The organism is Rugosimonospora acidiphila, from assembly GCF_039543385.1.
Classification (GTDB): Bacteria; Actinomycetota; Actinomycetes; order Mycobacteriales; family Micromonosporaceae; genus Rugosimonospora; species Rugosimonospora acidiphila.
This window is the reverse complement of the sequence record NZ_BAABJQ010000024.1, coordinates 114,657-140,676: the sequence shown is the minus strand read 5'-3', so window position 1 is coordinate 140,676 and position 26,020 is coordinate 114,657. Positions and strand designations below refer to the sequence as shown.

Genomic DNA, 26,020 nt, shown 5'->3' with positions numbered 1-26,020 from the left:
CCGGCCGGTGGGAGGCCGGTGCCGTGCCGGCCGGTGGGAGGCCGGTGGCGGCACGCCGATGCGCCGGTGCGTAATCTTGCCCGGTGGCGACCGTCATCCTGCTCCGGCATGGCCGGACCACCTCCAACGCGGGGGGCATCCTCGCCGGCCACCAGCCCACCGAGCTGGACGAGGCCGGGCGGGCCCAGGCCTCGGCGGTCGGGCAGCGGCTGGCCGCCGCCGACCTGCCCCTGGCAGCCGTGGTGACCAGCCCGCTGATCCGTTGCCGGCAGACGGTCGAGCTGGCCCTGCCCGGGCGGGAAGCGGCCCCGGACGAGCGCCTGGCCGAATGCCGGTACGGCGACTGGGAGGGCCAGGAGCTCAAGAAGCTGGCCAAGCTGCCACTGTGGCGCACGGTCCAGGAGCACCCGAGCGCGGCCACGTTCCCGAACGGGGAGTCGATGGCTGCCATGTCGGCTCGGGCGGTGGCCGCGATCCGGGACTGGGACGCCCGGGTGACCGCGGAGCACGGCCCGGACGCGGTCTGGCTGGCGTGCAGCCACGGCGATGTGATCAAGGCGATAGTGGCCGACGCGACAGGCATGCACCTGGACCTCTTCCAGCGGATCTCGGTCGATCCGGCATCCGTGACGGTCCTGCGGTACACGCCACTACGCCCCTTTCTGCTCAGGGCGAACGACATTGGAGGCGACCTGTCCGGGTTGCGCCCGCCTAAGCGCCGCCGTACCCGCCGTCCCGCCAGCTCGGACGCCGTGGTGGGCGGCGGAGCCGGCCCCGCGGGCCGGTGAGGGCCCTGGTCCGGTCGGCGATGCCCAGGGCGACCGGATAGGGTCGACGGTATGACCCGTCAGGTATACGCGTTCGAGCCGCCGGAGCGGTTCGTGGCGGGCACCGTGGGCCCGCCGGGTGAGCGGGCGTTCTACCTGCAGGCCCGGGGCGACGGGCGGCTGGTCAGCGTGGCCCTGGAGAAGGTGCAGGTTTCGCTGCTCGCGGAGAAGCTCGACGAGCTGCTTGGTGAGGCTCACCGCCGGTTCGGTGTGGTGCTGCCCGAGTCGGAGCCCGGGCCGGCGGACAACGATCCGCTGGAGAACCCGGTCGACGAGGAGTTCCGGGTCGGCACCCTCGGCCTGGCCTTCGACGTCGACAGCAGCACGGTCGTCATCGAGGCGATCGCGGCCGGCGAGACCGACGAGGACGAGGAGGAGGCCGAGGACGAGTCCTCGGACCTGGATCGGCTGCGGGTGCGGCTCACGCCGGCGGCGGCTCGGGACTTCATCGAGCGGGCCCGGCGTGTGATCTCCGCCGGACGGCCGCCGTGCCCGCTGTGCGGCCAGCCGCTGGACCCGCACGGCCACCTGTGCCCGCGTAACAACGGCTACCACCGCTAGGACGCCGGAGATGGCTGCGCTGTCGGAGACCGACGCGCTGGACCTGCTGCGCCACGGCCGGATGGAAGTGGAGGGCAGGCTCGCGGACGCGTCCAACACCACCCTGCGGGCGATCCTCGAGCTGGACGGGGTCTCCGCGCGCTGCGTGTACAAGCCGGTGCGCGGGGAGCGGCCGTTGTGGGACTTCCCGGACGGCACCCTGGCCGGGCGGGAGGTCAGCGCATACCTGGTGGCCGCCGCGACCGGATGGGACTGCGTGCCGCCCACGGTGCTGCGGGAGCACGGCCCCCTGGGGCCCGGCGCCTGCCAGCTGTGGATCGACGAGCCCGAGGACGCGGAACCCATCCTGGGATTCGTGCCGCCGGACGAACTGCCCGACGGTTGGCACCGCATCATGCGGGCGCACGACGAGGACGGCTCGCCGTACCTGCTGGCCCACGCCGACGACCGGGGATTGTCCCGGCTGGCGGTGTTCGACGCGGTGGTGAACAACGCTGACCGCAAGGGTGGCCACATTCTGTCCACTGTGGACGGAGGGGTCCGGGGTGTCGACCACGGGGTCTGCTTCAACGTGGAGCCCAAGCTGCGCACCATCCTGTGGGGCTGGATCGGCGATCCGCTGCCCAGCGAGGCCGTGGAGGTGCTGGGCAAGCTGCGCGCCGAGCTGCTCGGCTCGCTGGGTGACGCGCTGGCCGAGCACCTGACCATCGCCGAGGTGAACGAGGTCGCGGTGCGGATCGACGCTCTGCTGACCAGCGGCCGGTTCCCGGCGCCCAGCGAGGACTGGCCGGCGGTCCCGTGGCCGCCGGTGTGACGGGTCGGCGCGCGGGGCGCGCCCGGCCGGGTCTGACGGCCGGCGGACGGCCCGAAACCGTCCGGGGGACGGCTCGGCGCGGCCCGCGTCGTCGTAGATCGTAGGCTGGGGGCATGGAGTCCTGGATCGCGCCCGAGGTGCCCCGGCTGCCCGGAGCCGGGCGGCAGCTTTCGTTGTTCGACTCGGCCCGTAACGGGGTGCACCCCACCGAGCCCGCCGGGACGGCCCGGCTCTACGTGTGCGGGATCACCCCTTACGACGCCACCCACCTCGGCCACGCCGCCACCATGATCACATTTGATGTGATCAACCGGATGTGGCGGGACGCCGGGCATCCGGTGGTATACGTCCAGAATGTCACCGACATCGACGATCCGCTGCTGGAGCGGGCGAACCGGGACCACGAGGACTGGGTCGTGCTCGCCATGCGGGAGACGGCGCTGTTCCGCGAGGACATGGAGTCGCTGCGGATCGTCCCGCCGGAGCACTATGTGGGCGCGGTCGAGTCGATTCCCGCGATTGTCGACCGGATCAACGACCTGGCCGAGTCCGGCACCGCGTACCGGCTCGACGACGGCACCGGCGACGTGTACTTCGACCTGACCCGGGCGCCCCGGTTCGGGTACGAGTCGCGACTGTCCCGGGAGCAGATGCTCGAGCTGTTCGCAGAGCGGGGCGGGGACCCGGCCCGGGAGGGCAAGCGCGACCCGCTGGACCCGCTGCTGTGGCGCGGCGCCCGGGAGGGTGAGCCGTCCTGGGACGGCGGCCCGCTGGGCCCGGGCCGGCCGGGCTGGCACATCGAGTGCGCGGTCATCGCGCTGAGGCTGGTCGGCGACCGGCTCGACGTGCAGGGCGGCGGCAACGACCTGGTCTTCCCGCACCACGAGATGTCGGCCGCGCACGCCGAGACGCTGGGCGCCCACCAACCGTTCTCCAGCCACTACACGCACGCCGGCATGATCGGGCTGGACGGCGAGAAGATGAGCAAGAGCAAGGGCAACCTGCTGTTCGTCTCGCGGATGCGGGCCGACCACGTGGACCCGATGGCCATCCGGCTGGGCCTGCTGGCCGACCACTACCGCAGCGACCGGCAGTGGACCGACGACCTGCTCAAGGCCGCGCAGGAGCGGCTGGCCCGGTGGCGGGAGGCGGCCTCGCTGCCGTCCGGCCCGTCCGGGACCGAGGTGCTCGCCGCGGTGCGGGAGCGGTTGGCCGACGACCTCGACACACCCGGCGCGCTGGCCGTGGTGGACGCCTGGGCCGATGCGGCGCTGTCCGGCACCGGTGGCGACCCGCAGGCGCCCGCGCTGGTGGCCGCGACGGTGGACGCCCTGCTCGGGGTGCCGCTGGTGGGGTCGGCGCCCGTTCGATAGTCCGTGCGGGCCCGGCGGAGTTTCGTCTGGGGGCGAGGCGTGGCCGGGCCGGCTGGGCCGGCTGAGGCTGGGCCGGCGGGTTCAGGCCGAGGCTGGCTGGGCCGGCGGTGCCGGTTCAGCCCAGCACGCTCAGCCCAGCGCGAGGCCCGGCTCGTCGTCGGTCGGCTCCGGCCGGGCCGCCGGGATCCGGTACTCCTCGGTGAGCGCGGTCATCGGCCCGGGCCAGGTCGCCGTGGCCACCTCGATCGGCCGGTGCTCGGGGTCGTAGGCGACGTGCAGCAGGTGCAGCACTGGAGTGTCCGGCCGGATCTGCAGGATCTCGGCCTCCTGGCGGGTCGGCAGGCGGGCGGTGACCTGGTCGGTCGCCGTCGCGTACCGGCGCCCGGTGACCTCCTCGACCTCCTGGTACAGCGGCCGGCCGAACGCCTGGGTGCGCTCCAGGTCGGTGCCGGTGGCGTCGCGGGGCAGCAGCCAGGAGGCGCCCGTCTCGACCGGGGCGTCCTGGGTGTGCACCAGGTGCCGGCGCACCACCAGCTCGGTGCCCTCGGACACGCCGAACGCGTCGGCGACCTCGGCCGGTGCGGGGGAGCGGCCCACCTCGACCAGCTGCTGCCGGTACCGGGCCGCCAGGTCGGCGTGGTAGCCGCGCTGGATGCCGTACCGGCCGCGGGAGAGGCGGTTGAGCCGCCGCCGGGTGCCGCGTACGTAGGTGCCGGAGCCCGGCTTGGTGATCAGTAGCCCCTCGATGCGCAGCTGGTCGATGGTGCGCTGCACGGTCTGCTTGGCCACCCCGTACATCTGGGCGATGGCCGGGATGGAGGGCAGCCGCTCCCCGGCCGCCCAGTCGCCCCGCCGGATCTGCGCGCGCAGCTGCGCGGCGATCTGCCGGTGAGGGTGTTCCGCCGCGCCTGGATTGATCTCCATGCGGCGCAGTGTACCTAGCCTCCTAGGACGCCATGGGGAGGGTGAGCCGCGACACGCCGGGCAGGGTTGGAGTGATCCTCAGCTCTTGGTGGCGATCCCGCCCGGGGAGGGGGGATCGCCACCAAGACTCGACCAGGTCCCCGCCCACGGCGTCGCCGTGGGCGGATCGGGGGGCTACCAGCCGCCGCCGCTGGTGGCGGGGCCGGACGAGCCGCCGCGCCGACGCAGGTACTTCTCGAACTCCTGGGCGATCTCGTCGCCGCTCAACGGCTGCAGCCCCTCGTCGCCGACGCGCTCCTCCAGCTCACGGACGTACTCCGCGAGTTCGGCGTCCTGCTCGGCGGCGGCGCGCAGGCGCTCCTCCCACTCCGCGGACTCCTCGGCCAGATCCATCATCGGCACCGGCAGGTCCAGCACGTCCTCGACCCGGTGCAGCAGGGCCAGCGTGGCCTTCGGGCACGGGGGATTGTTGGCGTAGTGCGGCACATGTACCCAGAAGGACAGCGCATCCAGTTCGGCCCTGACGCACGCCTCGTGCAGCACCCCGACGATGCCGGTGGGCCCGTCGTACCGGGTGGGGGTCAGGTTGAACCGCTCCGCCACGTCCCGGCTCACGGCGCTGCCGCTGATCGGCAGCGGCCTGGTGTACGGCACGTCGGCCAGCAGCGCGCCCAGCAGGACGATTCGGTTGATCTCAAGGCTGTGGCACAGCTCCAGGATCTCCCCGCAGAACGTGCGCCATCGCATGCTCGGCTCGATGCCCCGGATGAGCAGCACGTCGCGCTCCGTCCCGGGCGGGGTGGCGACGGAGAAGCGGGTGGTCGGCCACTCGATGCTGCGGGTCTCGCCATCCGTAAGCGACACGATCGGCCGGTTGACCTGGAAGTCGTAGAACTCCTCGGGATCCAGTGCGGTCACCGGCCGCGCCGACCAGACCTGCTCCAGGTGTTCGACAGCGGCGGTGGAGGAATCTGCCGCGTCGTTCCAGCCCTCGAACGCCGCGATCGCCACCGGGTCGCGCAGGACGGGCAGCCCGTCGAACTCGGTCATGCCGGCTCCTCGCCTGGCCGGACGCCGGCATGACTGACGGTGCTGGCCTCTCTGGCTCGCTCACTGCGGATGCTCACGCCCCCCAGCCTACGGTCTAGCCCGATCGTCGGCAGTAAAGGCCGCGCCGGTCCCGCCGGTGACCCGCGTGTCCTGTCCGTACGGCCCAGACGGCCCGGTCCGGGTGCCCGATCCCGGACAGGGCGTCCCGCCGGTCTCGTGCCGGCTGTCAACCGGCCGCTGAGCAGCGGGAACCCGCCGCGACCCGCCGCCGCGCGGGTGACCCGTCACCGCCGGTGGCGCGCACCAGCCCCGGGTCCGTGGCGGGTTCCCCACCCGGGAGGCCGGTCGAGCGGGGTGCGTCACGCGTACCTGAAGGCCGGCGGGACTGCGTGGAAACAAATACATTCGCCGCGAACCTCGAAAACCCGGGCGAGTGCGGCATCGTCGGGCCACGTGCCGTACGCCACACCGGGCCAAGGCGGCGTGGGTCTCCGGCCTCTACCACCACAGCCGGAGCGGGAGGCCACCCTCCGCCGGATCTCGGCGGCGACTCGGCCGCTTCAGCTGAACGTCGGCGGGGTACAGGTCAGAGTGACGGCGATCAGTGGCACCGCCAGCCCGCGGACCGCGACCTCGGATCCGTTGACGCTCACCCAGTCGCTGACCGCCGGAACGCCCGTATCCGTCTGGGACCCGCCGGTCCCTGGACTGTAGGGAGGAACTCAATGGCTCATCCAGCCGGGTTCGACGCGACGGCCACGGCCACCTCGAGCGGCACGTCCGCCGTGCGGAACCAGCACACCCGGGCCACCGTGACCGGCTACGACCAGGACTGAGGCGATGACCAGACTCGGGCTCGACTACGCGTGGGAACACCCCGGCCCGGCCGCGATCCGGTCGGCCGGCTACACGTTCGTGGTCCGCTACCTCGGCGGGTCGGCGTCCAAAGACCTGACCCGGGCCGAGGCGGACACCCTGATCGCCGCCGGCCTGGACATCGTGTGCAACTGGGAGGCATCGGCCAGCGCCGCGCTCAATGGCCACGCCCAGGGCGTCGCGGACGCCCGGGCCGCGCTCGCGCAGGCGACCGCCGCCGGCATGCCGCCCAGCCGGCCGATCTATTTCAGCGTCGACATCGACACGAACACCACCCAGTACTCGGCGATCGACGGCTACTTCCAGGGCGTCATCTCGGTGCTCGGGTTGGCCCGGACCGGGGTCTACGGCGAGTACGACCTGGTGGCCCACTGCGTCGCGGTGCACGAGGTCACCTGGGTGTGGCAGACCTACGCCTGGTCCGCCTCGAGGTGGTACCCCGGCGCGCAGCTGCGCCAGGTGCAGAACGGCATCACGGTCGGCGGGGCCGACGTCGACAAGGACCAGGCGATGGCCGAGGACTTCGGCCAGTGGGGACAGGAGGCGATCGACATGGGACTGAGGGACGACGCGGACGGGTACGCGCTCATCGAACGCGTGTACGCGCTGACCATCGGCGCCGACAACACGCCACTCGGCCCGACCAAGGGCGAGATTGTGTGGCTCAGCCGCACGCTCAAGGACATCCAGGCGAAGGTGGCCGCCGACGAGACGCGGGATGCCGCCACGCTCGCCGCGATCCAGGCCCTGACCGGCGGCGGGACGAGCGTCGACACCACCGCGGTCGTGAACGCCATCGACGCCGCGGCGTCCAGGACGAACAGCACCGTGGCCGACCTGCAGCAGCAGCTTGCCGACACGCAGGCCCGGCTCGCCACCGCGCTGGCTCCGGCCGGCACGACGATGGCTCCGGCCGGCACGGCGATGGCTCCGGCCGACACGGCGCCCGGCGGTCCGTCGTGAGGCTCGACCCGGCCTGAATCATCGCCATCAGCGCGGTCGCTGGCGTCGCCGCGGCCGTCCTGAGATGGTTGTGGCCGATCTCGGGCGGGCCCGACGAACTCCCCGGCGACCGGCGCGGCGAGGATGTGCCTCGGGTGCGCCGGGTCGCCTGGTAGCGACCGCGTTCTATGCTGCCGGCAACGAGCCGTCACCCGCCCCGGGGAGCCCGACGTGAGCTGGAACGATTCCTCGACCCCGGCATTCCCTGCGTCCCGCAAGAACGACCGCTGCCCCACGTGCGACATCCCGGTCGGCGCCGCGCACCTCAAGACGTGCGTCTACACCGGTTCGGTCAAGGCGCGGGTCCAGGACAACCGGCGGCGCCGCGGGAAGGAGTGAGGCCTCGCCCGCGAGTCACCGGAACGGTCGGCGCGGCACCGGGGGATCCGACGGCGCCAGCCAACCGGTGATGCGGGCCAGCGATGCCAGCGGGCCCCGCCGGGACCCGCGTCCCTTGAGTACCTGGTCGACCATCTCCAGGATCTCGGCCAGCACCGCGAGGCCCGCCACCGCGATCGCGGCCCAGCGCAGCGGAGTGAGTTCGCGGGTGTGCCTCGGTACCAGGAGCACGGCGACGCCGACCAGCAGCGCCAGCATCGCGCAGTCGTAGAACACGCGCGCGCGGCCCACCAGGAACAGCCAGCATTCCCGATGGTGCGTCAGCTCCCAGGCGACCGCGCGCTGCCGGTCCGGATCGGCATAGTCGTCATACCATTCCCGGACCTGCGCGGGGGTCACCGCGTATCCCTTGGCCCGTGCGGTCAGCTGCACCACGTGCAGGAACATCGTGGCGGCCAGCCCGAACAGCACCAGGGCGAGGTCGGGCCAGCGCAGCGCGGCGGAGATCTGGATGATCAGCGCGAGCAGGGTCACCGCGAAGCCGGCGAGCAGCGGCGCCGCGCCACCGCCGAACGAGTCGACGGTGGCGAACGCGCCGTACGGCTCGGGAGCCCCCGGTGGGCGCGGCGGGGTTCGCGGCGTCACTGCTGCTGCGGTGGCGTGAACACGACGGAGTCGCCCGACACCGCCGCGGTACCGGACACGGAGAAGGAGAAGGTCTCGGGTGGGGCGAACGAGTCCGGCCCCCCGGTGATGGACACGCTGCCCGGCGCCTGCGAGTCGACCGTGACCTGCCCGTTCTCGTTGATGGTCTCCCGCAGCGTCGGGTAGCTCAACACCTGCCAGTGCACCGGTTCCGCGTAGTAGCTCGACGCGTAGAACGGGCATCCCTGCGGCGTCAGGGCGGTGCTGGTCGCGCACTTGTCGACGTATGCCTTGACCTGCTTGCCGATCGTGTCCTGTGCGGCGCTCTGCACGCGCGGCACGAGGGTGCCGCCCTGGGCCTGGCCCGCCACGACCGTCACGGGCGATGCGTCCAGCAGCGGATCGTGGGCCAGTGTCAGCCGGTAGGCGCCGGGGAACGCGGCGAACTGACCCGCCGAGTCCGCGCCGGTCATCGTGGAGCCGCCCAGCTGGTACGAGGCGCCCGCCGGCACCTGTACGGCCAGCGGGAGCAGCCCGTCTTTCACGTGCCATCGCTGGAACAGGTTCGTGGCCCGGCCGCGGTGCAGCGTGACCTGTTCGGTCTGCCGCTGCCCGTCGACGGTGTAGCGCACCGAGGCGGTCGCGTCGGCGCCGTCGACCTTCAGCTTCACGAGTTTGAACCCGGTCGGCGGGTGGTAGCCGGTGTCGGTCACCGCCCGGTCGGAGAGCATCGGGTCGCTGGCCCGCTTGAGGCCGCCGGGATCGAGCTGCGCCCACGCGGCGTCGGCGTTGCGCGCGGCGAGAGCGTTGAAGTAGCCGCGTACCGCGTCGTCCGGCCCGAAGAACACGGAGCGGATCACGAGTACCGGGACGGTAGCGACGATGACCAGCACGATGATGGCGGTCACCAGGATCAGGTTGCCGGTGGAGGGCTGGGTCGGCAGCAGCGGCGGGGTCACCCGGGAATCGACCAACGGTACCGGGTCCTGCGAGACCGCCGGCTGATCGGGCTGACCGGTGCCGCAGGAGGGGCAGTACGGGGCGCCGCCGGAGATCTCGGCGCCGCAGGCGACACAGGTGGTGGCGACGTCGATGCGCATCAGGCCTCCACCTCCCCGGGCGCCAGTGGATAGTCCACCCCGCGCGCTTCCAGCCGTTCGAGCCGGTGCTCCAGGGGCGGATGGGAGGCGCAGATCGCCTCGTCCCAGCCGTTGCGGCTGCCGTCGAAGGTGCCCTTGCGCTCCTCCAGCACGTAGCGGATGCCGGTCAGGTGGCCGGCCCGGACCGCGCCCTGGTCGGCCCGGTACTCGGCGGCCCGGGAGGAAGCCATCTGCATCGGTACCACGAAGTAGCGCACCGCCAGCAGCACCGGCCAGCCGACCGTCAGCGCGGCGAACCGGATGATGGGGTTCTCGAACACGCGCAGCAGCCAGGTGGCTCCCGCGTAGGCCAGGTACAGCGGCAGCGCCACGCCCCGCACGAGCAGGCGGGCGACACCGTCGGCGTTGTGCCAGTGGGTCAGCTCGTGGCTGAGCACGCCGGCGATGGCCTCCCGGTCGTACTCGAACACGGTCAGCAGCCCCTGCCGCAGGACGATGTGCCTGGTGTAGGCGAGCGCGTTGACGTCCTGGCTGTCGTCGATCAGCAGCCTCGGCACGTTGGGCAGGCCCAGCCGCTGCGCGCACTCGTGCAGGATCGGCAGCAGGAGCCTCGCCTCCCGGCGGCTCATCACCCGGGCACCCGACAGCTTGAGGCGCCATGGCTCGAACGCGATGCCGTAGAGCGTGTACAGCAGGCCGATCACGATGCCGAACACCACGTTGAGCAGCAGCAGGACCCCGGTCACGAACGGGTCGTCGAGGTAGTCGAACAGCCACGGCAGCACCAGGCCGCCCACGCCGCCGCCCAGCGCGCCGACGAAGAGGCCGGCCAGCGCGCCGATGCCGCCGCCGCTGCGCACCGCGAGGTGCGAGAGCACCTCCCCGAAGACGGGTATCCGCTGCAGGTACTCCGAGGCGACGACCGCACCGCCCACGGCGCCGGCGAGCCCGGCGACGACCGCCACCGTCGCGCCCAGCAGGATGGCCAGCGGAAGGTTGAACCAGGCGGCGATCAAGGCGGCGACGGTGCCGCGCCAGTCCCGCGTGATCCCGGCGACCAGCCACCACCCCGCCGTGCGGTAGCCGGCAGGCCGCTGCGAGAAGGGTCGCCACCGGGGCCGGGCGGCGGGTGCCGGCCGGTGGGCCGGTGCGGGAACCGCCACGCCGGGCGGCCCGGCGATGGGACTGGCCGGTTGGCCGGACACGGTCATCGCGGCTCCTCACCTCTGCTCGTGGAATAGAAGCGCACGTTTCGGGCCGGCGCGTCCGCGCCAGATCGACGCCGGGGTGTCGGTGGGCTGCTTCGCGGCCGATATCCGAGTCGAGTATCCCCTCGGGAATTCGCCGCCGGATCAGATGAACGGCTGGCCGGTGCCATACCATTTTCCGTCGTGAATCAATCGATATAGACATTGGCGCCGACGATCATTGTGATCAGTCGGGGCCGTCGGCCATTTCCATGCGTGCGGCGGAAAAACCCTTCCGCCGAACGGCGTCACCTGCTTCAGTGTGAGGCGTGCGTCTTGGGAGCGCGGCGCGCCGCCCCATCGGTGGGAGTCTCGGAAATGGCGTCAAGGCAGATCCATTACGTCGACGTGAGTCAGCTCGGCGCGCTGCAGGAACTGGGCTCAGGGACGCGGGGACGCGGATTCGCGGTACCGTCGGTGCTCATCAACCAGCGCTGGCCGGCGGTGTACAAGGAATATCATCCGGCGTTGCGGGAAAGCCTCGACGTCGCCGCGCTGGAAAACATGGTCGGCCTGTTCGACGAGGTCGACGGCGAACTGGAGCCCTGGCTGCTGGAGCGGGCGGCCTGGCCGGTGGCCGTGGTGACCCACCGCGGCCAGGTGTCCGGCTTCCTGATGCGGCCAATGCCGCACGGGCTGGTGGCCGCGTCGGAGGTGCTGGCCGGTCGGCCGGGTGCTCTCGACACCGACGCACTGCACGACTGCCTTGCCGAGGTCGAGGCGGTGCTGGCCGCGCTGCACCGCTGCGACGTGACGCTCGGGCCGCTGGAGCCGCGGCGGCTGCTGCTCCGTCCGCCGGCCCTGGCGCACCTGCATCCGGGCTGTTTCCTGGTCGGCTGCGACCGGTTCCAGCGGCGGGGCGCGGCGATCGTGCCGCCGGCCGACCCGCGCCGCGATCCGGGCACCGACCGGGCATCGCTGGCCGAGCTGGCCACCGGGCTGTGGGCCGCGACGGCACCGTCAGGGCGGCCGCCCGCCGACCATCCGGCGCGGCGGGTCGATCCGCCGCCGACCACCCGGCCTGCCGCGACCCCCCGGCCGGCCGATGCGGCCCCGCCTGTCGGTGTGGCCGGGCCTGCCAGTGTGGCCGGGCCTGCCGGTGTGGCCCCGCCCTCCGATGTGGTCCCGGCCGCCGGGGCCGCATCGGCCGGACCGCCCGTCGCGGCCAGCCCGCAGCCGGTGGCGCTGGCCACGGCGGCCCCGCCCGGGCAGTTCCCGCCGATGACCGCGGCCGCCGGGGCGTCTCCGGTGGTGCCGCCGCCCGAGCCGCCGGAGGGGCGGCCTCTGCCCGAGGGGCCTTCGCCCGAGGGGAGTCTGGCGCCCGAGGGGAGTCTGGCGCCCGAGGGGAATCTGGCCGAGCAGCCCTCGTCTGAGGGGCAGCCGCAGCCGGCGCCCGCCGCCCGGGTGGAGCCGCTGGCACCGTGGTCGGCACCGTCCTCAGTGGAGCGCACGCAGGAGTTGGGCGCGGCGGCCGGCGGCGCGGTGCCGACGGTCGGGGAGCCGACGGTGGGGGAGCCGGCCGGCGAGCGGCGTGGGTCGACGCGCTGGGCGGTGGTGTCCGCCGTCGTCGTGCTGATCGTGCTGGCGGCGGGTCTGATCGCGTTCGCTGTGCTGCGGGGCGGCTCGCGGCAACGGTTCGTCGGGTCGGCGCCCCCGCCCGCGTCGCCGTCGGTCGTGCCATCGCCCACGCCGCCGTCGAGTCCGTCCCCGTCCTCGGCCGCCTCCAGCCCGGCCGCTTCCAGTCCGCCGGCGACGACGGTCGGCGTCGTCAACTTCGCCACGGTGGCGACCGACCCCCGGGCCCGCGACGTCGCGGGAATGCTGAACACCTACTTCTCGGCCATCAACTCCCGCCACTTCGACACGGCCGTGCGGCTCTACGACCCGAGCGGCAGCGTCGACCCCAACTCCGCCAGCCAGCGCCAGCACTTCGCCGATGGAGTCAGGACGACGACCGACTCGGCGGTGACGCTGCTCGGCATCGGCGCGGTTTCGGGGCAGCCGCAACGGGTCGCGGCGCATGTGACGTTCGTCAGCCACCAGCAGGCCGGGTACGGACCCAAGGGGCGGGAGAGCGAGACGTGTACCCGCTGGGATCTGACCTACCAACTGCGGTCGCCGGCCGCGCACCAGTACCGCATCGTGCGAGCCACCTCCGCCACCAACCGGGCGTGCTGAGGCGGCCCGCGATCGATCCCCCCCCCCCCCCCCCGGCCAGCCCCGGCACCGGGGTCAGGCCTTGCGGGCCACGCCCCCGACAAACGTGTGGTACGTGTCGGTCTGGGTGCTGGGTTTGGTACCCGGCTCCGGTCGCCACTCCGGCAGCGGTACCAGGCCGGGCTCGATGAGCTCCAGGCCGGCCAGGTACGCCATGATCTCGTCGTGGGTGCGCCACCGTCCGGTGCCCAGGGTCTGGTTGAAGATCCGCTCCACCTCCAGCGCCTTCCGCGAGGCGTCCGGGTGGGCCTCACCCGGGTCGTGGAAGTGCGAGATGGCGACGTAGCTGCCGGAGGGCAGTGCATCGTAGAGCGTCGCGGCGACCCCGGCCGGGTCCTCGTCGTCGCCGAAGTGGTGCAGGATGCCCATCAGCAGAAGCCCGACCGGCCGGGTGAAGTCGATGAGGCCGCGCACGCCGGGGTGATCGAGGATCTCCGTCGGCTGGTGCAGGTCGGCGTTCACGACGGTGGTCGTGCGGTTGTCGCTGAGCAGCGCGCGCCCGTGCGCCAGCACCATCGGGTCGATGTCGACGTACACGACGTGGATGTTCGGATCGATCTGGTGGGCTATCTCGTGCACGTTGCCCTGGGTGGGCAGGCCGGATCCGATGTCCAGGAACTGCCGGATGCCCTCGCCCGCCAGGTGCCGCACGACCCGGCCCAGGAACGCCCGGTTGGCCCGGGCGGCCTGCGGTCCATCGGGGGTGATGCGCGCCGCCGCGTCGCCGGCCTGCCGGTCGACGGCGAAGTTGTCCTTGCCGCCGAGCATGTAGTCGTACACCCTGGCGATGCTGGGCCGGGTGGGATCCACGCCGGGCGGTGCTGGGATGTCGCTGACCACAGTGGATCCCTCCGTTGTCGCCGCGCGCCGAAGCCGACTGCGACGATGAGCGTAAATGATTCGGGCATTCCGGCGCACTGGCGGTGCCGGGCGGGGAGCGTACCGGGCGCGGGCGGCCCGCGCCGCACCGCACTAGCATGGGTGCGCACGATCAACAACGGATCCGGGCGACCCGTGCGGACGGGAGACCCGGGTGACAGGAGACCGCATCGTGGACCTACCCGAGGGCCTGCTCGACCTGCTGCGCCGGCCGAGCCCATGCCACTTCGCCACCCTGATGGCCGACGGCGCGCCGCAACTCACCCAGACCTGGGTGGACACCGACGGCAAGCACATCGTGGTCAACAGCGTCGAGGGCTTTCAGAAGATCAAGAACGTCGAGCGGGACCCGCGCGTGGCGCTGACCGTGTCCGACCCGGACAACCCCAGCCGGTACTACTGGGTGCGTGGTCGGGTCATCGATGTGACCGCGGACGGGGCTCGGGAGCACATCGAGGCGCTCGCCCAGCGCTACCTGGGAGGGCCCTACCCCTGGTACGGGGGCCGCGACCAGAAGCGCCTGAAGATCACGATCGAGGCCGACCGGATCAGCACGACCAGGTAGGTTTCGGGCACGGGTGGACCGCCCGCCCGGCGGCTCAGCCACGCCCGACGGGCGGCCGGGCGGCCGAGCGGGTGCGGGCGGGTCACCTTCCCGGCGCGTGCTGCGGGACAAGCGGACGCAGCGGGGTGAGCCGGGCCAGGTTGCGCGCGTGATCGCGGTTGAAGGACCCGGCGTCGTTGTCGTGCGGGAAGGGACGCTCGGGCACCGGGACGTCGAGGAACCCGCACAGCGGTCCCCAGCCCTCCGAGACCCGGTAGATCAGCAGCCGATTCTCGGGAATGGCCGCCCGCACCTCGGCGATGTGCCGCTCGAACACGGCGATCGCGTGCTCGCGGTCGGCGATCCGGCCGCTGAAGATCGGTTGCAGCATGGTGGCCTGGACCATGGCGAAGAAGGCGCGCAGATCCGGGCTGGCCGCCCTGGCCAGCCGGAACGCCAGCGCGGCCGGGCCGCGGGGTGGCTCGATGATCTGCTTGAAGATCGTTTGGCGGACGCTGTCGTACCACCGTTCGGGGTCCCGAACGGTGAGCACGAGCCTGGCCTGCGGGTACGCCTCGGACAGCGCGCGCCAGTACGCGGCGACCGGCCAGTCCACGGCGCTGCCGTACCCGTCGAAGATCTGATCCCACCGCGGCGGCGCGCCCTGTGCGAGGGCGAGCCACTGCCGCACCCGGGCGCCGTCGGCGATGACCTCCGACATGTGGTAGCACGGCCCCATGCCCAGTGTCTCCAGCGCCGACTTGAGCGACGTGGTACCCGTCCGCGCGAACCCGACGCCGATCACCCGCACCGTCTTCACCCCTCGCGGAAGCGTAACCGCGTGGATCACGATACATCCATAATGACCGATGGGGAAATGCCGGGCGGCCCGGCGGCAACGGCCCGGGCGAACGGATCCGGGTCGGCCCGACGCGGGCGGCGGGCGTCGGGCGGCGGGCGTGGGGTAGCGTTTGGCTACCGAGCAGCTGCCATTTCGAGGAGGTGGGACCGATTCTCGTCAGTGACGACGGGCGCTTCCACCGCGCGCCTCGGCGACGCTCGATCCCGATCGGGCGACGGTAACCGCGCAAGCGCCCACCGGCGTTTCGAAGGGTTATCCATGTCGCTATCGGAATCCATCCCGGCCTCCGGCCGGGCCGCCATCGTCGCGCGGCTGCGCGCCGCCGGCTGCGTCTTCGCCGAGGACGAGGCGGGGCTGCTCATCGAGGCCGCCCAGACGCCGGCCGCGCTGGCGGAACTGGTCGCCAGTCGGGTCGCGGGCCTGCCGCTGGAGCACCTCGTGGGCTGGGCCGAATTCTGTGGCCTGCGCGTCGCGGTCGACCCGGGGGTCTTCGTGCCGCGCAGGCGCACGGAGTTGCTGGTGCGCCGGGCCGCGGCCCTCGCCCCGCCCGGGGCCACCGTGGTGGATCTGGCCTGCGGGTCCGGCGCGGTGGGGGTGGCCCTCGCCACGCTCGTCGAGGGCCTGACGCTGCACGCCGTGGACATCGAGCCGGCCGCCGTGCGGTGCGCGCGGCGCAACCTTGCCCCGCTCGGCGGCCGGGTCTACGCGGGCGATCTGTACGATCCGCTCCCGGGCGAGCTGCGTGGCCGGATCGACGTGCTGGTGGCCAACGTGCCCTACGTACCCACCGGCGCGGTCGCGCTGATGCCCCGGGAGGCGCAGGAGCACGAGCCGCGGGTGACCCTGGACGGTGGGCCCGACGGCCTCGACGTGTTGCGCCGGGTGGCCGCCCCGGCCGGCGAGTGGCTGGCCCCGGGCGGGCATCTGCTGCTGGAGATCGGCGAGGACCAGGCCGAGGCGGCGGTCGTCGCGCTCACGGCGGCGGGGCTGGCCGCGGCGAGCACCGGCGACGAGGAGCTCTACGCGTGGGTGGTCATCGGCCGCCGCCAGCCTAGCTAGTGCCGGTACCACGCCGGCCCCGGCGGTGAGGCGCTGCTCGCCCGCCGGGGCCGGTGCGTGCCCGTGGCAGGGCCGGGGGTTGCCCGTGGTGGCTACCAGTTGGCGATCTCCGGGATGATGTGCTCGCCGTAGGCCGCGACGAGTTCTGGGCCGTCCGGGCCGCGCAGCGAGCCGGTGGCCACCGTGAAGCCCAGTTCGTGTACCTCGCGCAGCTGGGCGAGCAGCTTGTCCGCTCCCTCGCCCTTCTTACCCAGTTCGAACGGGACCATCACGGTCTTCTCGATGGTGTCGTAGTCGCGGCCGAGGTTGGCGCAGTGCTCGCGCAGCACGTCCAGCTTGTGCGCCAGGTCGGTGCTGCTGAACAGGTTGCAGGAGTCCGCGTACTGGGCGACCAGGCGCAGGGTCTTCCGCTCGCCGGTGCCGCCGATCAGGATCTTCGGCCGCGGCGAGCTCAACGGCTGCGGCGAGTTGAGGGTGCGGCCGAGCTGGTAGTGCTTGCCCTGGTAAAGGCCCTCGTCGTCGCTCCACATCTGCAGGATGATCTGCAGGGTCTCCTCGAGTCGCTCGAACCGCTCCGCGGTCGGCGGGAAGGCGAAGCCCAGGCCGGCGGACTCATCGCCGTTCCAGGCGGCGCCGATGCCGAGCATAGCCCGTCCGCCGGAGAGTACGTCGAGGGTGCTGACCGCCTTGGCGAGCAGGCCGGGCTGGCGGTAGGTGACGCCGGTGACGAGGGTGTGCAGCGTGAGGGTGCGGGTGTGCGCGGCGAGGAAGCCGAGGGTGGTGTAGGCCTCGAGCATCTCGTGCTCCGGCGGGCCGATGTGCTCGATCTGCCAGAAGTGATCCATGACGCTGAGTCGACCGAAGCCGGCGTCCTCGGCGTCGCGGGCGATGCGCACCAGCGTCGGCGCGAGCGCCGGGGGGCCGCCGGGCCAGGTGAAGTCGGAGACGTGCAGGCCGAGTTTCATGGTGGATGAACCCTTCGACGCTCGGGTGACGCGGACACGATGCCGGCCGTGGCCCCCGTGCGCACCATGACGAGCCGGTCCGCGGACCGTACTGTAACGGAGAAGCCTCCGTTTAGGCCGAGGTTACCGAAGCCCTGTGGGGCTGGCAAATTCTCCACGTGCGGCGCGACCGGGCCCCGACCGCGCCCGAGTTTCGGGGCGCGGCCGGGGCCCGGCGGGTCGTGCCTAGCGCAGCGGTGCGGGGATCGCCTGATGCATCAACGAGGCGCCCGACTCCGCTCTGGCCGCCGCCGGCGCGGCCGCCCGCGCCGCCGAGGACGCCGCCGCGCCGGTGGGTACCGGCTGGGGCAGCGGCGCACACAGCGTGTCCGCCCCGTCGCCGTGACGGCGGGCCGGCCGGGTGCCGTTGGCCAGGTAGGCCGCTATCTGGTTGTCCACGCAGGCGTCGCCGTCCAGCGTGTTCGCGTGGCTGGTGCCACCCGGCTCCGCGATCAGGCTGGAGTTCGGGAAGAGCCGGCGCACCTCGAGGCTGCCCTCGTACGGCGTCGCCGCATCCAGCGTCTCGTCGATGAGCAGGGCGCTGGCCACCTTCCTGCCGTCCACCTTCACCGGGGTGCTCGCCTTGGCCGGCCAGTACAGGCACGGCGCGTTGAACCAGGCGTTGCCCCAGGTCTCGAACGGCGCCTTCTGGTAGGTCGCCCAGTTGTCCCGGCGCCACTGGTTCCAGCTGCGCGGCCACTGCACGTCCGTGCACTGCACCGCGTTGTAGACGGCGTAGGAGTTGTCGTCGCCCGGGCCGTCCGCGTCCTCGTACCAGCTGACCACGGTGGCCGCGTCGCCGTCGTGAACCCAGCCGGCGAACGCGTCGGCCAGGTCCAGCCAGGTGCTCTGGTAGTAGCCCGCGAGCAGGAAGATGTCGGTCCACTCGTCCGGTCCGACGACGCCGCCGGCCGGATGCGTCCGCAGCTGGTCCTTCTCCTTGTACCAGAGCTTCTCCACCGCGGACTCGGTCTTGCCGAGGTGGTACACGCTGTCGTACTTGGCCAGCCAGCCGAACCAGATCTCAACGGTCTTCTGGAACGCCACGTCCTGGTTCAGGTTGGCCTCGTACCACACGTCACGCGGGTCGACGTTGGAGTCCAGGACCATCCGGCGCACCCGTTGCGGGAACAGGGTCGAGTAGACCTGCCCCAGGTAGGTGCCGTAGGAGAAGCCGTAGTAGTTGATCTGACGCTGCCCGAGCGCCGCCCGGATGCTGTCCATGTCCTTCGCCGAGTCGACGGTGGTCATGTGTTGCAGCAGCGCGCCCGCGTTCTTTCCGCACGCCGTGGCGTAGGCCTTGGAGCTGGCCAGCCAGGTCTTCTCCAGGCTGTTGGTGGTCGGGATGTACTCCGGCCGGGTGGGGCCGAAGTAGTCGGGGTCGCAGGACACCGCCGGCACGCTGGAGCCGACCCCGCGCGGGTCGAAGCCGATCCAGTCGTACGCGTCGCCGGCGTGGTTGGGCACCGACTGGCCCAGCCGGGACAGGCCGAGCCCGGACCCTCCGGGGCCGCCCGGGTTGACCAGCATGACGCCCTGGTACTTGGAGTCCGGCGTCTTGTGCGGGATGCGCGAGACGGCCAGTTGGATCTTCGTGCCGTTCGGGTGGCGGTAGTCCAGCGGCACCGCCAGGTACCCGCACTGGGCGCCGGCGGCCTTCAGGCTGGCGCTCGCGCAGGTGCCCCAGGTGATGGACGCGGCCGGCGCCGTGGTGGGTGCGTGCCCGGCCGACTTGTCGGGCCCGGCCCACGCGGCCGGTGCCATCGCGAGGAGTGTGGCCGTGATGGTACCGGCCACGACGATCAGTTTTGCCTTCACATGACCTCCACTTCGAGCGATACCGATGGGAGTCCGTACACATTGACATCTCTGATGTTTGCCGGTCGGCCCGTCGCGGGGAACGGGCACAAGGTCGAGGGTTCCTGCCAGATCATGGGAGGGTGGGTAGTGCCCTCGGCCGTCGTACCCTGCTGCGCATGACGTTTTCGATCGTGGCGCGCTCGGCCGACGGGCGGTCCTACGGAGTCGCCGTGGCCAGCAAGTTCCTGGCCGTCGGCAGCGTGGTACCGACCGCCGAGGCGGACATCGGCGCACTGGCGACCCAGGCGTACGGCAACTTCGCGTACCGCCCGCAGGGAATGGCGCTGCTGCGCACCGGGGTGGACGCGGCCGGTGTGGTGGCCGGCCTGACCGCCGCCGACCCGGGCCGGGACGAGCGGCAGCTCGGCGTGGTGGGTGCCAGCGGCTCGGGCGCCACCTACACCGGCTCGCAGTGCATGGACTGGGCGGGCGGGCGCGCCGGGGACGGGTACGCGATCCAGGGCAACATCCTGGCCGGATCGCGGGTGGTCGAGCGGATGGAACAGACCTGGCTGGCGGGGGATCCGGGCGCGGCGCTGGCCGAGCGGCTGCTCGGCGCGCTGTCGGCGGGCGACGCGGCGGGCGGCGACCGGCGTGGCCGGCAGAGCGCGGCGCTGCTGGTGGTGCGGCGGGGCCACGGGTACGGCGGCACCGGCGACGTCGAGGTCGACCTGCGCGTCGACGACCACGCCGACCCGATCGCCGAGCTGTCCCGGCTGTTCGACCTGCACCGCCTCTACTTCGGCCGGCCCGACCCGGACACGCTGCTGGACCTGTCCGGGGCGCTGGCCGACGAGGTGACCGGTCGGCTGGCCGAGCTGGGCCACGCGCACGCCGACCTGGACGAGGCGCTGGCCGGGTGGGCGGGCATCGAGAACCTGGAGGAACGCCTGGTATCGGGCAAAATCGATCCGCTTGTGCTGGCCCAGCTCCGCGATCAGCGGCACGAGTAGCTTTGGTCCACGTGACAGACGTATTCCACCCCGCACAGTTCACTGCCCTCGGCCGGCTGACCGGTCTGGTCCTCAGCCCCGACGGATCGCACCTGGTGGCGGTGCGCCAGGAGCCGGACGCCAAGGGCGGCCGGTACACCTCGGCGTTGTGGTCCATCGATCCCGAGGGGGACCGCGAGCCGGCCAGGCTGACGTGGTCGGACAAGGGCGAGAGCCAGCCCGCGTTCCGGCCCGACGGCGCGCTGCTGTTCGTCTCCGCGCGCCCCGACCGCGGCGCGGGGCGGCCAGCCGGCGATGGCGACGGCGAGGACGACGAGCCGGTGCTGTGGGAGCTGCCCGCGTTCGGTGAGGCCAGAGTCGTGGCCGGCACTCCCGGCGGGGTGTCCGCGCCGCTGGTCGCCCGGGACTCCGGCACCGTGCTGGTGCGCGGCGCCCGCCTGCCCGGCTCGCCGAACGCGGACGCCGACCGCCGGGCCCGCCGGGACCGGGCCGACCGGCGGCTGTCCCACATCCTGCACGACGGGTTCCCGATCCGGCTGTGGGACCACGAACTGGGCGACGTGTGGCCGCGGCTGTTCGCGATCGAGGGCGACGAGCCGCGCGACCTGACCACGGGCTGCCGCCAGGAACTGGTGGACACCACGGTGTCGGTGAGCGCGGACGGGTCCGTGGCCGCCCTGCGCACGCGGTCGCGGCAGCGGGACGGCCGGCTCGGGCGCGGCGTGGCTCTGCTGGAGGTGAAGTCCGGGACGCTGCGGGCGCTGACCGCCGAGGACGGGTACGGGTACTCGGCGCCGGCCCTGTCACCCGACGGCATGCAGGTCGCGGCCATCCGCGAGGACCACGGCGAATACGACACCCCGATGACGTACGCGCTGGTGGTGCTGGCCACCGACGCCGGCCCCGGCGCCGCCGCGATCGAGGTGCCTCTCGGCGACGTCTACCCGACCGAGCTGGCCTGGTCGGGCGATGGCGCGACCCTGATCGTCTCGGGTGACCTGCACGGCCGGGGCGCCGTGCTCGCCGTGACGGCGGGTACCTGGGCGGTACGCACGCTGGCCGACGACGCCTCCTACTCCAGCCTCTGCGTCGACCACACCGGCCAGAGCGTGTACGCGCTGCGCAGCACCGTGGGCCGTCCGCCGCACCCGGTGCGGCTGAGCGGCGACGGGACGCTCGTCGAGCTGCCCGCGCCCGACCCGGCGCCGGCGCTGCCGGGCACACTGACCGACGTGTGGGTCACCGCACCCGACGGCCAGCAGGTGCGCGGCTGGCTCGCCGTGCCGCACGGTGCCTCGGCGGCGGATCCGGCGCCGGTGCAGGTGTGGATCCACGGCGGTCCGTTCGGTTCGACGAACGCCTGGAGCTGGCGCTGGTGCCCGTGGGTGGCGGTGGCCCGCGGGTACGCCGTACTGATGCCCGACCCCGCGCTGTCCACCGGGTACGGCCCCGGCTGGATCGCTCGCGCCTGGCCGCACCGCGCGGCACTGGTGTGGTCCGACATCGAGTCGCTGCTGGACGACGTGTTGACCCGCCCTGAGCTGGACGCCGACCGCACCGCCTGCCTCGGCGGCTCGTTCGGCGGCTACATGACGAACTGGGTCGCCGGGCACACCGACCGGTTCGGCGCCATCGTCACGCACGCCGGCCTGTGGGCGCTGGATCAGCAGCACACCACCACCGACGCGGCGGAGTGGAAGAGCGGCCTGTTCGGCACGCCGGCCGATCACCCCGACTGGTACGCGGAGAACTCGCCGCACAACTTCGTCGAGCGCATCAGCACCCCGATGCTGGTGATTCACGGCAACCGCGACTACCGGGTGCCGATCAGCGAGGCGCTGCGGCTGTGGTGGGACCTGGCCAGCCGGTTCGACGGCGAACCCGACGCGCTGCCGCACCGGTTCCTGCAGTTCACCGACGAGAACCACTGGATCCTGTCGCCGGGCAACGCGCAGACCTGGTACCAGACCGTGCTCGACTTCGTCGACCTGCCCGTGCGCGGGTAGCGGAGGTCCTCGCGCGGCGGCCGGCGGATCGGCCGCCGCGCGAGGACCCTCAGGCGAGCGCCTCCCGGGCCCACGGCATCAACAGCCGCTCCAGGCCCACGAGGACGTAGTACAGGCCGATGCTCTCGATGGTCAGCAGCGCGACCGCGGCGAACGCGATGGCCGTCTCCGACTGCGCCGCCTCCGCGGCCAGGACGTAGCCCAGACCCTGGGTGGCGTTGGAAATCTCGGACACCACGGCACCGACCACCGCCAGCGGGGCCGCGACCTTCAGCCCGACGAACACCTGCGGCAGGGCGCCGGGCAGCCGGACCTTGGTGAAGGTCTTCCACCGGGACGCGGACAGCGAACGGGCCAGCTCTTCGAAGTCCGGTGGGGTCGAGATGAGACCGGTCATCGAGGCGAGGATGACCGGGAAGAAGCACAGCAGGGCGGCCATCACGATCTTCGGCGTCTGGTTGAATCCCAACCAGATGACCAGCAGCGGCGCGACCGCCAGCTTCGGCACCGCGTTGATGGTGACCAGCACCGGCATCGCCGCCCGCCGCACCGACCGTGAGGTGGTCAGGGCCAGCGCCACCAGCAGCCCGCCGATCGCCGCAATGGCGAAGCCGATGAGCGTCTCCCGCAGCGTCACCCAGGCCGCCGACATGAGAATCGACGTGTTGTGCACGAGCGCGGTCACGATGTCGGGCGGTGCGGGCAGGAAGAACGCGCGGATGTGGAAGACCACGATGAGCAGCCACCACAGCCCGACGAAGGCGACCGGGCCGAGGACCGGCAATCCCACCTTGTAGAGGAGCCCGGGCTCCCGCGGCACGCTCTTGCTCTTCATGAGCATGGGCATCTCCCGTTGCGACGACGGTGTTTGCGATGACGGAAGCCGACGACCGCTTCCCCTGTGTGCGGCCACAGGCTACTGCGGACCGGGGAGCGGCGTGGGGCCCGCGATCGAGTACCGGCCCATGGCATCGCGGGCCAGTCCCGGCACCGCGCGCAGCGCGTCCAGTTCGCGGACGACCTCGCGGCCGTCCCGGCTGCCCAGCGCCGCCATGAGTTCGGCGAAGTACTTGGGGCCGTCGGCGAGCGCCGCGCGCACCGATTCGCGGCGCGGCCCGGCGTACCGGGGCGGCTCCGGCACCATCGTCTCGATGCGTTCACCCGAACCGAACGGCCAGGTCAGGTCGAAGCCGGCCTTGGCGCCGGCCCGGGAACCGGCGGCCAGCGACGGGTCCAGCGGCAGGGCGCGCAGTCCGGAGTCGACGATGAGGTCGCGGTCGGCCTGAAACCGGGTGGCCAGCGCCCAGTCCAGCTGTTCGCCGGAGAACACGTCGATGTCGGGATCCACCACGAACACGTTCTTCACGTTGGCCAGGCAGCCGAACGCCGCCAGGATCGCGTTGCGCGCCTCACCCGGCACCCGCTGGCGCAGCGCGATGCGCACGTTGAACATGCCGCCGCTCGCGGGCGTGGCGCACACCGCGAGTGGTTCGCGCACCGCGGTCTCCAGCGCGCGCCACACCATCACCTCGGTGCGCAGCCCGGACAGCACGGCCGTGTCGGTGTGCCGCATGTGCCGCCCGCCGATCGTCGCGGTCTGGAACAGCGCGTCGTGGCGGCGGGTGACGGCGGTCAGGTGGAAGACCGGGTTGCGCTTGACCGCGCCGTAGTACCCGAGGAATTCGCCGTACGGGCCCTCCGACTCGGCGTGGCCACGTTCGTCGAGGTATCCCTCCAGCACCCACTCCGCGTCGGCCGGCACCCGGATGTCGTTGGTGACACACCGAACCACCGGCAGCGCGGCATCGCGCAGCGAGGCCACCAGGCCGAGTTCGTTGACCGGCAGGCGCATGGTCGCCGCCACCTGGTCGATGGGGTGCGAGCCGACCACGAAGCTGATCGGGAGCGGTCGTCCGTTCCCCGCGGCGGCCTCGTAGATGGCCCGCAGGTCGCTGGGGGAGACCAGGTCGATGCCGGTGGTGTGCGGGGCGCGCAGCATGAGCCGGCGCATGCCCACGTTGGTCCAGCCGGTCTTCGGATCCAGCACGTAGTCCACCGACGCCGAGATGTACGGCGCGCCGTCCAGCCCGTGCTGCAGATGCACGGGCAGCGCGGTCAGGTCCGCGTCCGCGCCGGTGAGCACCACCTGCTGGACGGGCGCCTGATCCTGGCCCACCTCAACGATTTCCGGCGCGTTACGCAGCCGGCGCAGCACCTCGGGCAGCAGGGCGCCCGGGGCGACGCCGAACGCGCGCGCCAGCCGGGCGCGGCTGCCCACGACGCCGCCGACCAGTTCCGCGCGCTCCGGACCCACCTGACGCAGCCACACCGCGCGGGGGTTGCCCTCGAAGACCTCGGCGACGTCGGCCAGGTCGACGGGATCGTCGACAATCTGTAGCTCATCGGAGCCGGCGAGTCCCTCGACGAAGTCGCGCAATCGGAATTGGCCGAGGTCAAGGCCCTGAGGTTGACGCACTTGCGGATCGGAGATGACGTCCAACTTCGCTCCCGGTGTCGAGTAAGGACCGGACGGGGGGTGGAGCCGGGGCATTGCTCAGGGATCCTGCCATCCGCCGCGATATCCGCGCACGCGGCCCCATCCCCTACGGCGACGTGCGCGGTATCCGCACGCGCTGGTCGCGCACAGTCGCGCCCGCCGCGCGGGTGGGAGGCGCTTCCTTCCTGGTCATCGGCCATTCGGCCGAGTCTGCATGGGATGTGCGGAGAGTGGCCGGTACCCATCATGTTGAGTGGGGAATGCGATCAACCTACACTGTGCCCCGGTAAAGCCCCCAGACCCCTCCGCTGAAGGGACGACTCGTCGTGAGACGTCTGCGTGCAATCGCAACAGGATTTCTGGTTCTAGGGTTGATAGCCGGCTGCAGTTCGTCGAAGACCTCCGCCGCCCCCGGGAAGAAGTCCCTCGACAAGGTCACGTACATCACCGGCCTCGGCGACTACGGCCGCGAGGCCTACGCCTGGTATGGCCAGGCCAAGGGCTACTTCAAGGCCGAGGGCATCGACCTGACGATCGAGCCCGGCAAGGCCGGTGCCCTGAACCTGCAGGAGATTGAGAGCGGCAAGGCGCAGTTCGCCGCCATCGACTACTCCGGCGCCATCGTCGACTACGGCAAGGGCACCGACACCAAATTCAAGATTGTCGACGCGATCAACCAGCGTACGACCGTGGCCATCATGACGCTGGGCAGCAGCCACATCACCGGCCCGGCCGACCTGGTGAACAAGACGGTCGGCGTGCAGAACGGCGCGGTGCCCAAGACGCTGTTCCCGGCGTACGCGCGGCTGGCCGGGTTGACCGACGAGCAGATCGCCAACGTGCACTTCCAGTCGGCGCAGACCCCGGCGCAGCTGCCCGGATTCCTGGTCAGCAAGAAGACGCAGGGCATCGGGCAGTTCGTGGTGGGTGTGCCGGCCATCAACGCCAGCCTCAAGACGGCCAACGTCAACGACACGGTGACCACCCTGCCGTACAGCAAGTACCTCGGTGACCTGTACGGCAACGTGCTGGTGGCCACGAACGAGCTCGTGAAGGGCAAGCCCGACCTGGTGCGCCGGTTCAACAAGGCGTACAACAAGAGCCTGGCCGCCTCGCTCGACGACCCGGACGGCACCGCCGACATCCTGCACAAGTACGACCCGGCGCAGCCCGTCGCCGCCGCGTCGGCGGAGGTGAAGCTGCTCAAGCCGTACTGCGGCTCCGGTGCGCAGATCGGCACGATGGACCAAACGAAGGTGGCCCGGGGCATCGCCATCCTGCAGGGTGCCGGGCTGTTCACCAAGACGTTCGACCCCAACGAGATGGTCGCCTTCAATCTGGTGCCGAAGCCGAACGCCGCCTGAGAGAGGAGTTCCGCGTG

The 26,020-nt window shown here is 72.1% G+C and carries 23 protein-coding genes; 12 read left to right on the top strand and 11 right to left on the bottom strand.

Annotation, left to right across the window (positions count from 1 at the left end):
• The first annotated feature begins 83 nt into the window (after positions 1–83).
• From ABEA87_RS31505 to mshC, 4 genes are all read left to right on the top strand, one after another.
• Complete coding sequence (locus ABEA87_RS31505; protein ID WP_345635802.1) at positions 84–788, top strand: MSMEG_4193 family putative phosphomutase; 705 nt, start codon at positions 84–86, stop codon at positions 786–788.
• Positions 789–839: 51 nt separating this feature from the next.
• Complete coding sequence (locus ABEA87_RS31500) at positions 840–1,388, top strand: DUF3090 domain-containing protein (protein WP_345635800.1); 549 nt, start codon at positions 840–842, stop codon at positions 1,386–1,388.
• A 10-nt stretch (positions 1,389–1,398) separates the two neighbouring features.
• Positions 1,399–2,202: an SCO1664 family protein gene (locus ABEA87_RS31495; protein ID WP_345635799.1), complete on the top strand. Its 804-nt coding sequence runs from the start codon at positions 1,399–1,401 to the stop codon at positions 2,200–2,202.
• Positions 2,203–2,315: 113 nt separating this feature from the next.
• A complete protein-coding gene (gene mshC / locus ABEA87_RS31490) occupies positions 2,316–3,575 on the top strand; it encodes a cysteine--1-D-myo-inosityl 2-amino-2-deoxy-alpha-D-glucopyranoside ligase (protein ID WP_345635797.1) in 1,260 nt (419 codons plus the stop codon).
• A 129-nt stretch (positions 3,576–3,704) separates the two neighbouring features.
• On the opposite strand, the gene ABEA87_RS31485 is transcribed toward mshC, so the two are convergent.
• Complete coding sequence (locus tag ABEA87_RS31485) at positions 3,705–4,499, bottom strand: GntR family transcriptional regulator (protein ID WP_345635796.1); 795 nt, start codon at positions 4,497–4,499, stop codon at positions 3,705–3,707.
• Between the two features lie 174 nt (positions 4,500–4,673).
• The gene (locus ABEA87_RS31480) at positions 4,674–5,549 is read right to left on the bottom strand and encodes a PAC2 family protein (RefSeq protein WP_345635795.1); all 876 of its coding nucleotides are present in this window, start codon (positions 5,547–5,549) and stop codon (positions 4,674–4,676) included.
• An 840-nt stretch (positions 5,550–6,389) separates the two neighbouring features.
• Between ABEA87_RS31480 and ABEA87_RS31475 the strand changes: the two genes are divergently transcribed.
• A complete protein-coding gene (locus ABEA87_RS31475; RefSeq protein ID WP_345635794.1) occupies positions 6,390–7,388 on the top strand; it encodes a glycoside hydrolase domain-containing protein in 999 nt (332 codons plus the stop codon).
• Positions 7,389–7,598: 210 nt separating this feature from the next.
• Entirely contained in the window at positions 7,599–7,766 is a 168-nt protein-coding gene (locus ABEA87_RS31470) for a hypothetical protein (protein WP_345635793.1), read from the top strand.
• A gap of 15 nt (positions 7,767–7,781) precedes the next feature.
• Here ABEA87_RS31470 and ABEA87_RS31465 read toward each other — a convergent pair whose 3' ends face one another.
• Genes ABEA87_RS31465 through ABEA87_RS31455 form a run of 3 tightly spaced genes read right to left on the bottom strand, consistent with a single transcriptional unit; the run spans position 7,782 to position 10,722 of the window.
• Positions 7,782–8,411 (bottom strand): hypothetical protein, encoded by a 630-nt coding sequence (locus ABEA87_RS31465; RefSeq protein ID WP_345635791.1) that lies wholly within the window; start codon positions 8,409–8,411, stop codon positions 7,782–7,784.
• On the bottom strand, positions 8,408–9,511 hold the full coding sequence (locus ABEA87_RS31460) for a zinc ribbon domain-containing protein (RefSeq protein WP_345635789.1): 1,104 nt from the start codon (positions 9,509–9,511) through the stop codon (positions 8,408–8,410). The genes ABEA87_RS31465 and ABEA87_RS31460 overlap by 4 nt, the downstream gene beginning before the upstream one ends.
• The gene (locus ABEA87_RS31455; RefSeq protein ID WP_345635787.1) at positions 9,511–10,722 is read right to left on the bottom strand and encodes a M48 family metalloprotease; all 1,212 of its coding nucleotides are present in this window, start codon (positions 10,720–10,722) and stop codon (positions 9,511–9,513) included. Before ABEA87_RS31455 ends, ABEA87_RS31460 begins: the two co-directional genes overlap by 1 nt.
• 354 nt (positions 10,723–11,076) lie before the next feature.
• Between ABEA87_RS31455 and ABEA87_RS31450 the strand changes: the two genes are divergently transcribed.
• Positions 11,077–12,936 carry a hypothetical protein gene (locus ABEA87_RS31450; RefSeq protein ID WP_345635785.1) on the top strand — a complete coding sequence of 620 codons (1,860 nt, stop codon included), beginning with the start codon at positions 11,077–11,079 and terminating at the stop codon, positions 12,934–12,936.
• A gap of 54 nt (positions 12,937–12,990) precedes the next feature.
• On the opposite strand, the gene ABEA87_RS31445 is transcribed toward ABEA87_RS31450, so the two are convergent.
• Positions 12,991–13,815, bottom strand: coding sequence for an SAM-dependent methyltransferase (locus ABEA87_RS31445; protein WP_345635783.1), 825 nt, complete (start codon positions 13,813–13,815; stop codon positions 12,991–12,993).
• Positions 13,816–14,008: 193 nt separating this feature from the next.
• Here ABEA87_RS31445 and ABEA87_RS31440 point away from each other — a divergent pair, with 193 nt between their 5' ends.
• Positions 14,009–14,419 (top strand): PPOX class F420-dependent oxidoreductase, encoded by a 411-nt coding sequence (locus tag ABEA87_RS31440; protein WP_345635781.1) that lies wholly within the window; start codon positions 14,009–14,011, stop codon positions 14,417–14,419.
• A gap of 82 nt (positions 14,420–14,501) precedes the next feature.
• Here ABEA87_RS31440 and ABEA87_RS31435 read toward each other — a convergent pair whose 3' ends face one another.
• Positions 14,502–15,248, bottom strand: coding sequence for a sulfotransferase family protein (locus ABEA87_RS31435; protein ID WP_345635780.1), 747 nt, complete (start codon positions 15,246–15,248; stop codon positions 14,502–14,504).
• A gap of 270 nt (positions 15,249–15,518) precedes the next feature.
• On the opposite strand from ABEA87_RS31435, the gene ABEA87_RS31430 reads away from it, so the two are divergent.
• Positions 15,519–16,319 carry a putative protein N(5)-glutamine methyltransferase gene (locus tag ABEA87_RS31430; RefSeq protein ID WP_345635778.1) on the top strand — a complete coding sequence of 267 codons (801 nt, stop codon included), beginning with the start codon at positions 15,519–15,521 and terminating at the stop codon, positions 16,317–16,319.
• A 92-nt stretch (positions 16,320–16,411) separates the two neighbouring features.
• On the opposite strand, the gene ABEA87_RS31425 is transcribed toward ABEA87_RS31430, so the two are convergent.
• Both ABEA87_RS31425 and ABEA87_RS31420 read right to left on the bottom strand, forming a co-directional pair.
• Positions 16,412–17,284, bottom strand: coding sequence for an LLM class F420-dependent oxidoreductase (locus tag ABEA87_RS31425; RefSeq protein ID WP_345635777.1), 873 nt, complete (start codon positions 17,282–17,284; stop codon positions 16,412–16,414).
• 225 nt (positions 17,285–17,509) lie between these two features.
• Positions 17,510–19,141 (bottom strand): alpha/beta hydrolase, encoded by a 1,632-nt coding sequence (locus ABEA87_RS31420; protein ID WP_345635775.1) that lies wholly within the window; start codon positions 19,139–19,141, stop codon positions 17,510–17,512.
• Positions 19,142–19,299: 158 nt separating this feature from the next.
• Here ABEA87_RS31420 and ABEA87_RS31415 point away from each other — a divergent pair, with 158 nt between their 5' ends.
• Together ABEA87_RS31415 and ABEA87_RS31410 are read left to right on the top strand one after the other, a co-directional pair.
• Complete coding sequence (locus ABEA87_RS31415; RefSeq protein ID WP_345635774.1) at positions 19,300–20,136, top strand: DUF1028 domain-containing protein; 837 nt, start codon at positions 19,300–19,302, stop codon at positions 20,134–20,136.
• A gap of 11 nt (positions 20,137–20,147) precedes the next feature.
• On the top strand, positions 20,148–22,142 hold the full coding sequence (locus tag ABEA87_RS31410; protein WP_345635772.1) for a S9 family peptidase: 1,995 nt from the start codon (positions 20,148–20,150) through the stop codon (positions 22,140–22,142).
• A 49-nt stretch (positions 22,143–22,191) separates the two neighbouring features.
• On the opposite strand, the gene ABEA87_RS31405 is transcribed toward ABEA87_RS31410, so the two are convergent.
• Complete coding sequence (locus tag ABEA87_RS31405) at positions 22,192–22,983, bottom strand: ABC transporter permease (RefSeq protein ID WP_345635770.1); 792 nt, start codon at positions 22,981–22,983, stop codon at positions 22,192–22,194.
• Between the two features lie 75 nt (positions 22,984–23,058).
• On the bottom strand, positions 23,059–24,618 hold the full coding sequence (locus tag ABEA87_RS31400; RefSeq protein ID WP_345635768.1) for a UbiD family decarboxylase: 1,560 nt from the start codon (positions 24,616–24,618) through the stop codon (positions 23,059–23,061).
• A 392-nt stretch (positions 24,619–25,010) separates the two neighbouring features.
• Here ABEA87_RS31400 and ABEA87_RS31395 point away from each other — a divergent pair, with 392 nt between their 5' ends.
• Positions 25,011–26,003, top strand: coding sequence for an ABC transporter substrate-binding protein (locus ABEA87_RS31395; RefSeq protein ID WP_345635766.1), 993 nt, complete (start codon positions 25,011–25,013; stop codon positions 26,001–26,003).
• Positions 26,004–26,020 lie beyond the last annotated feature (17 nt).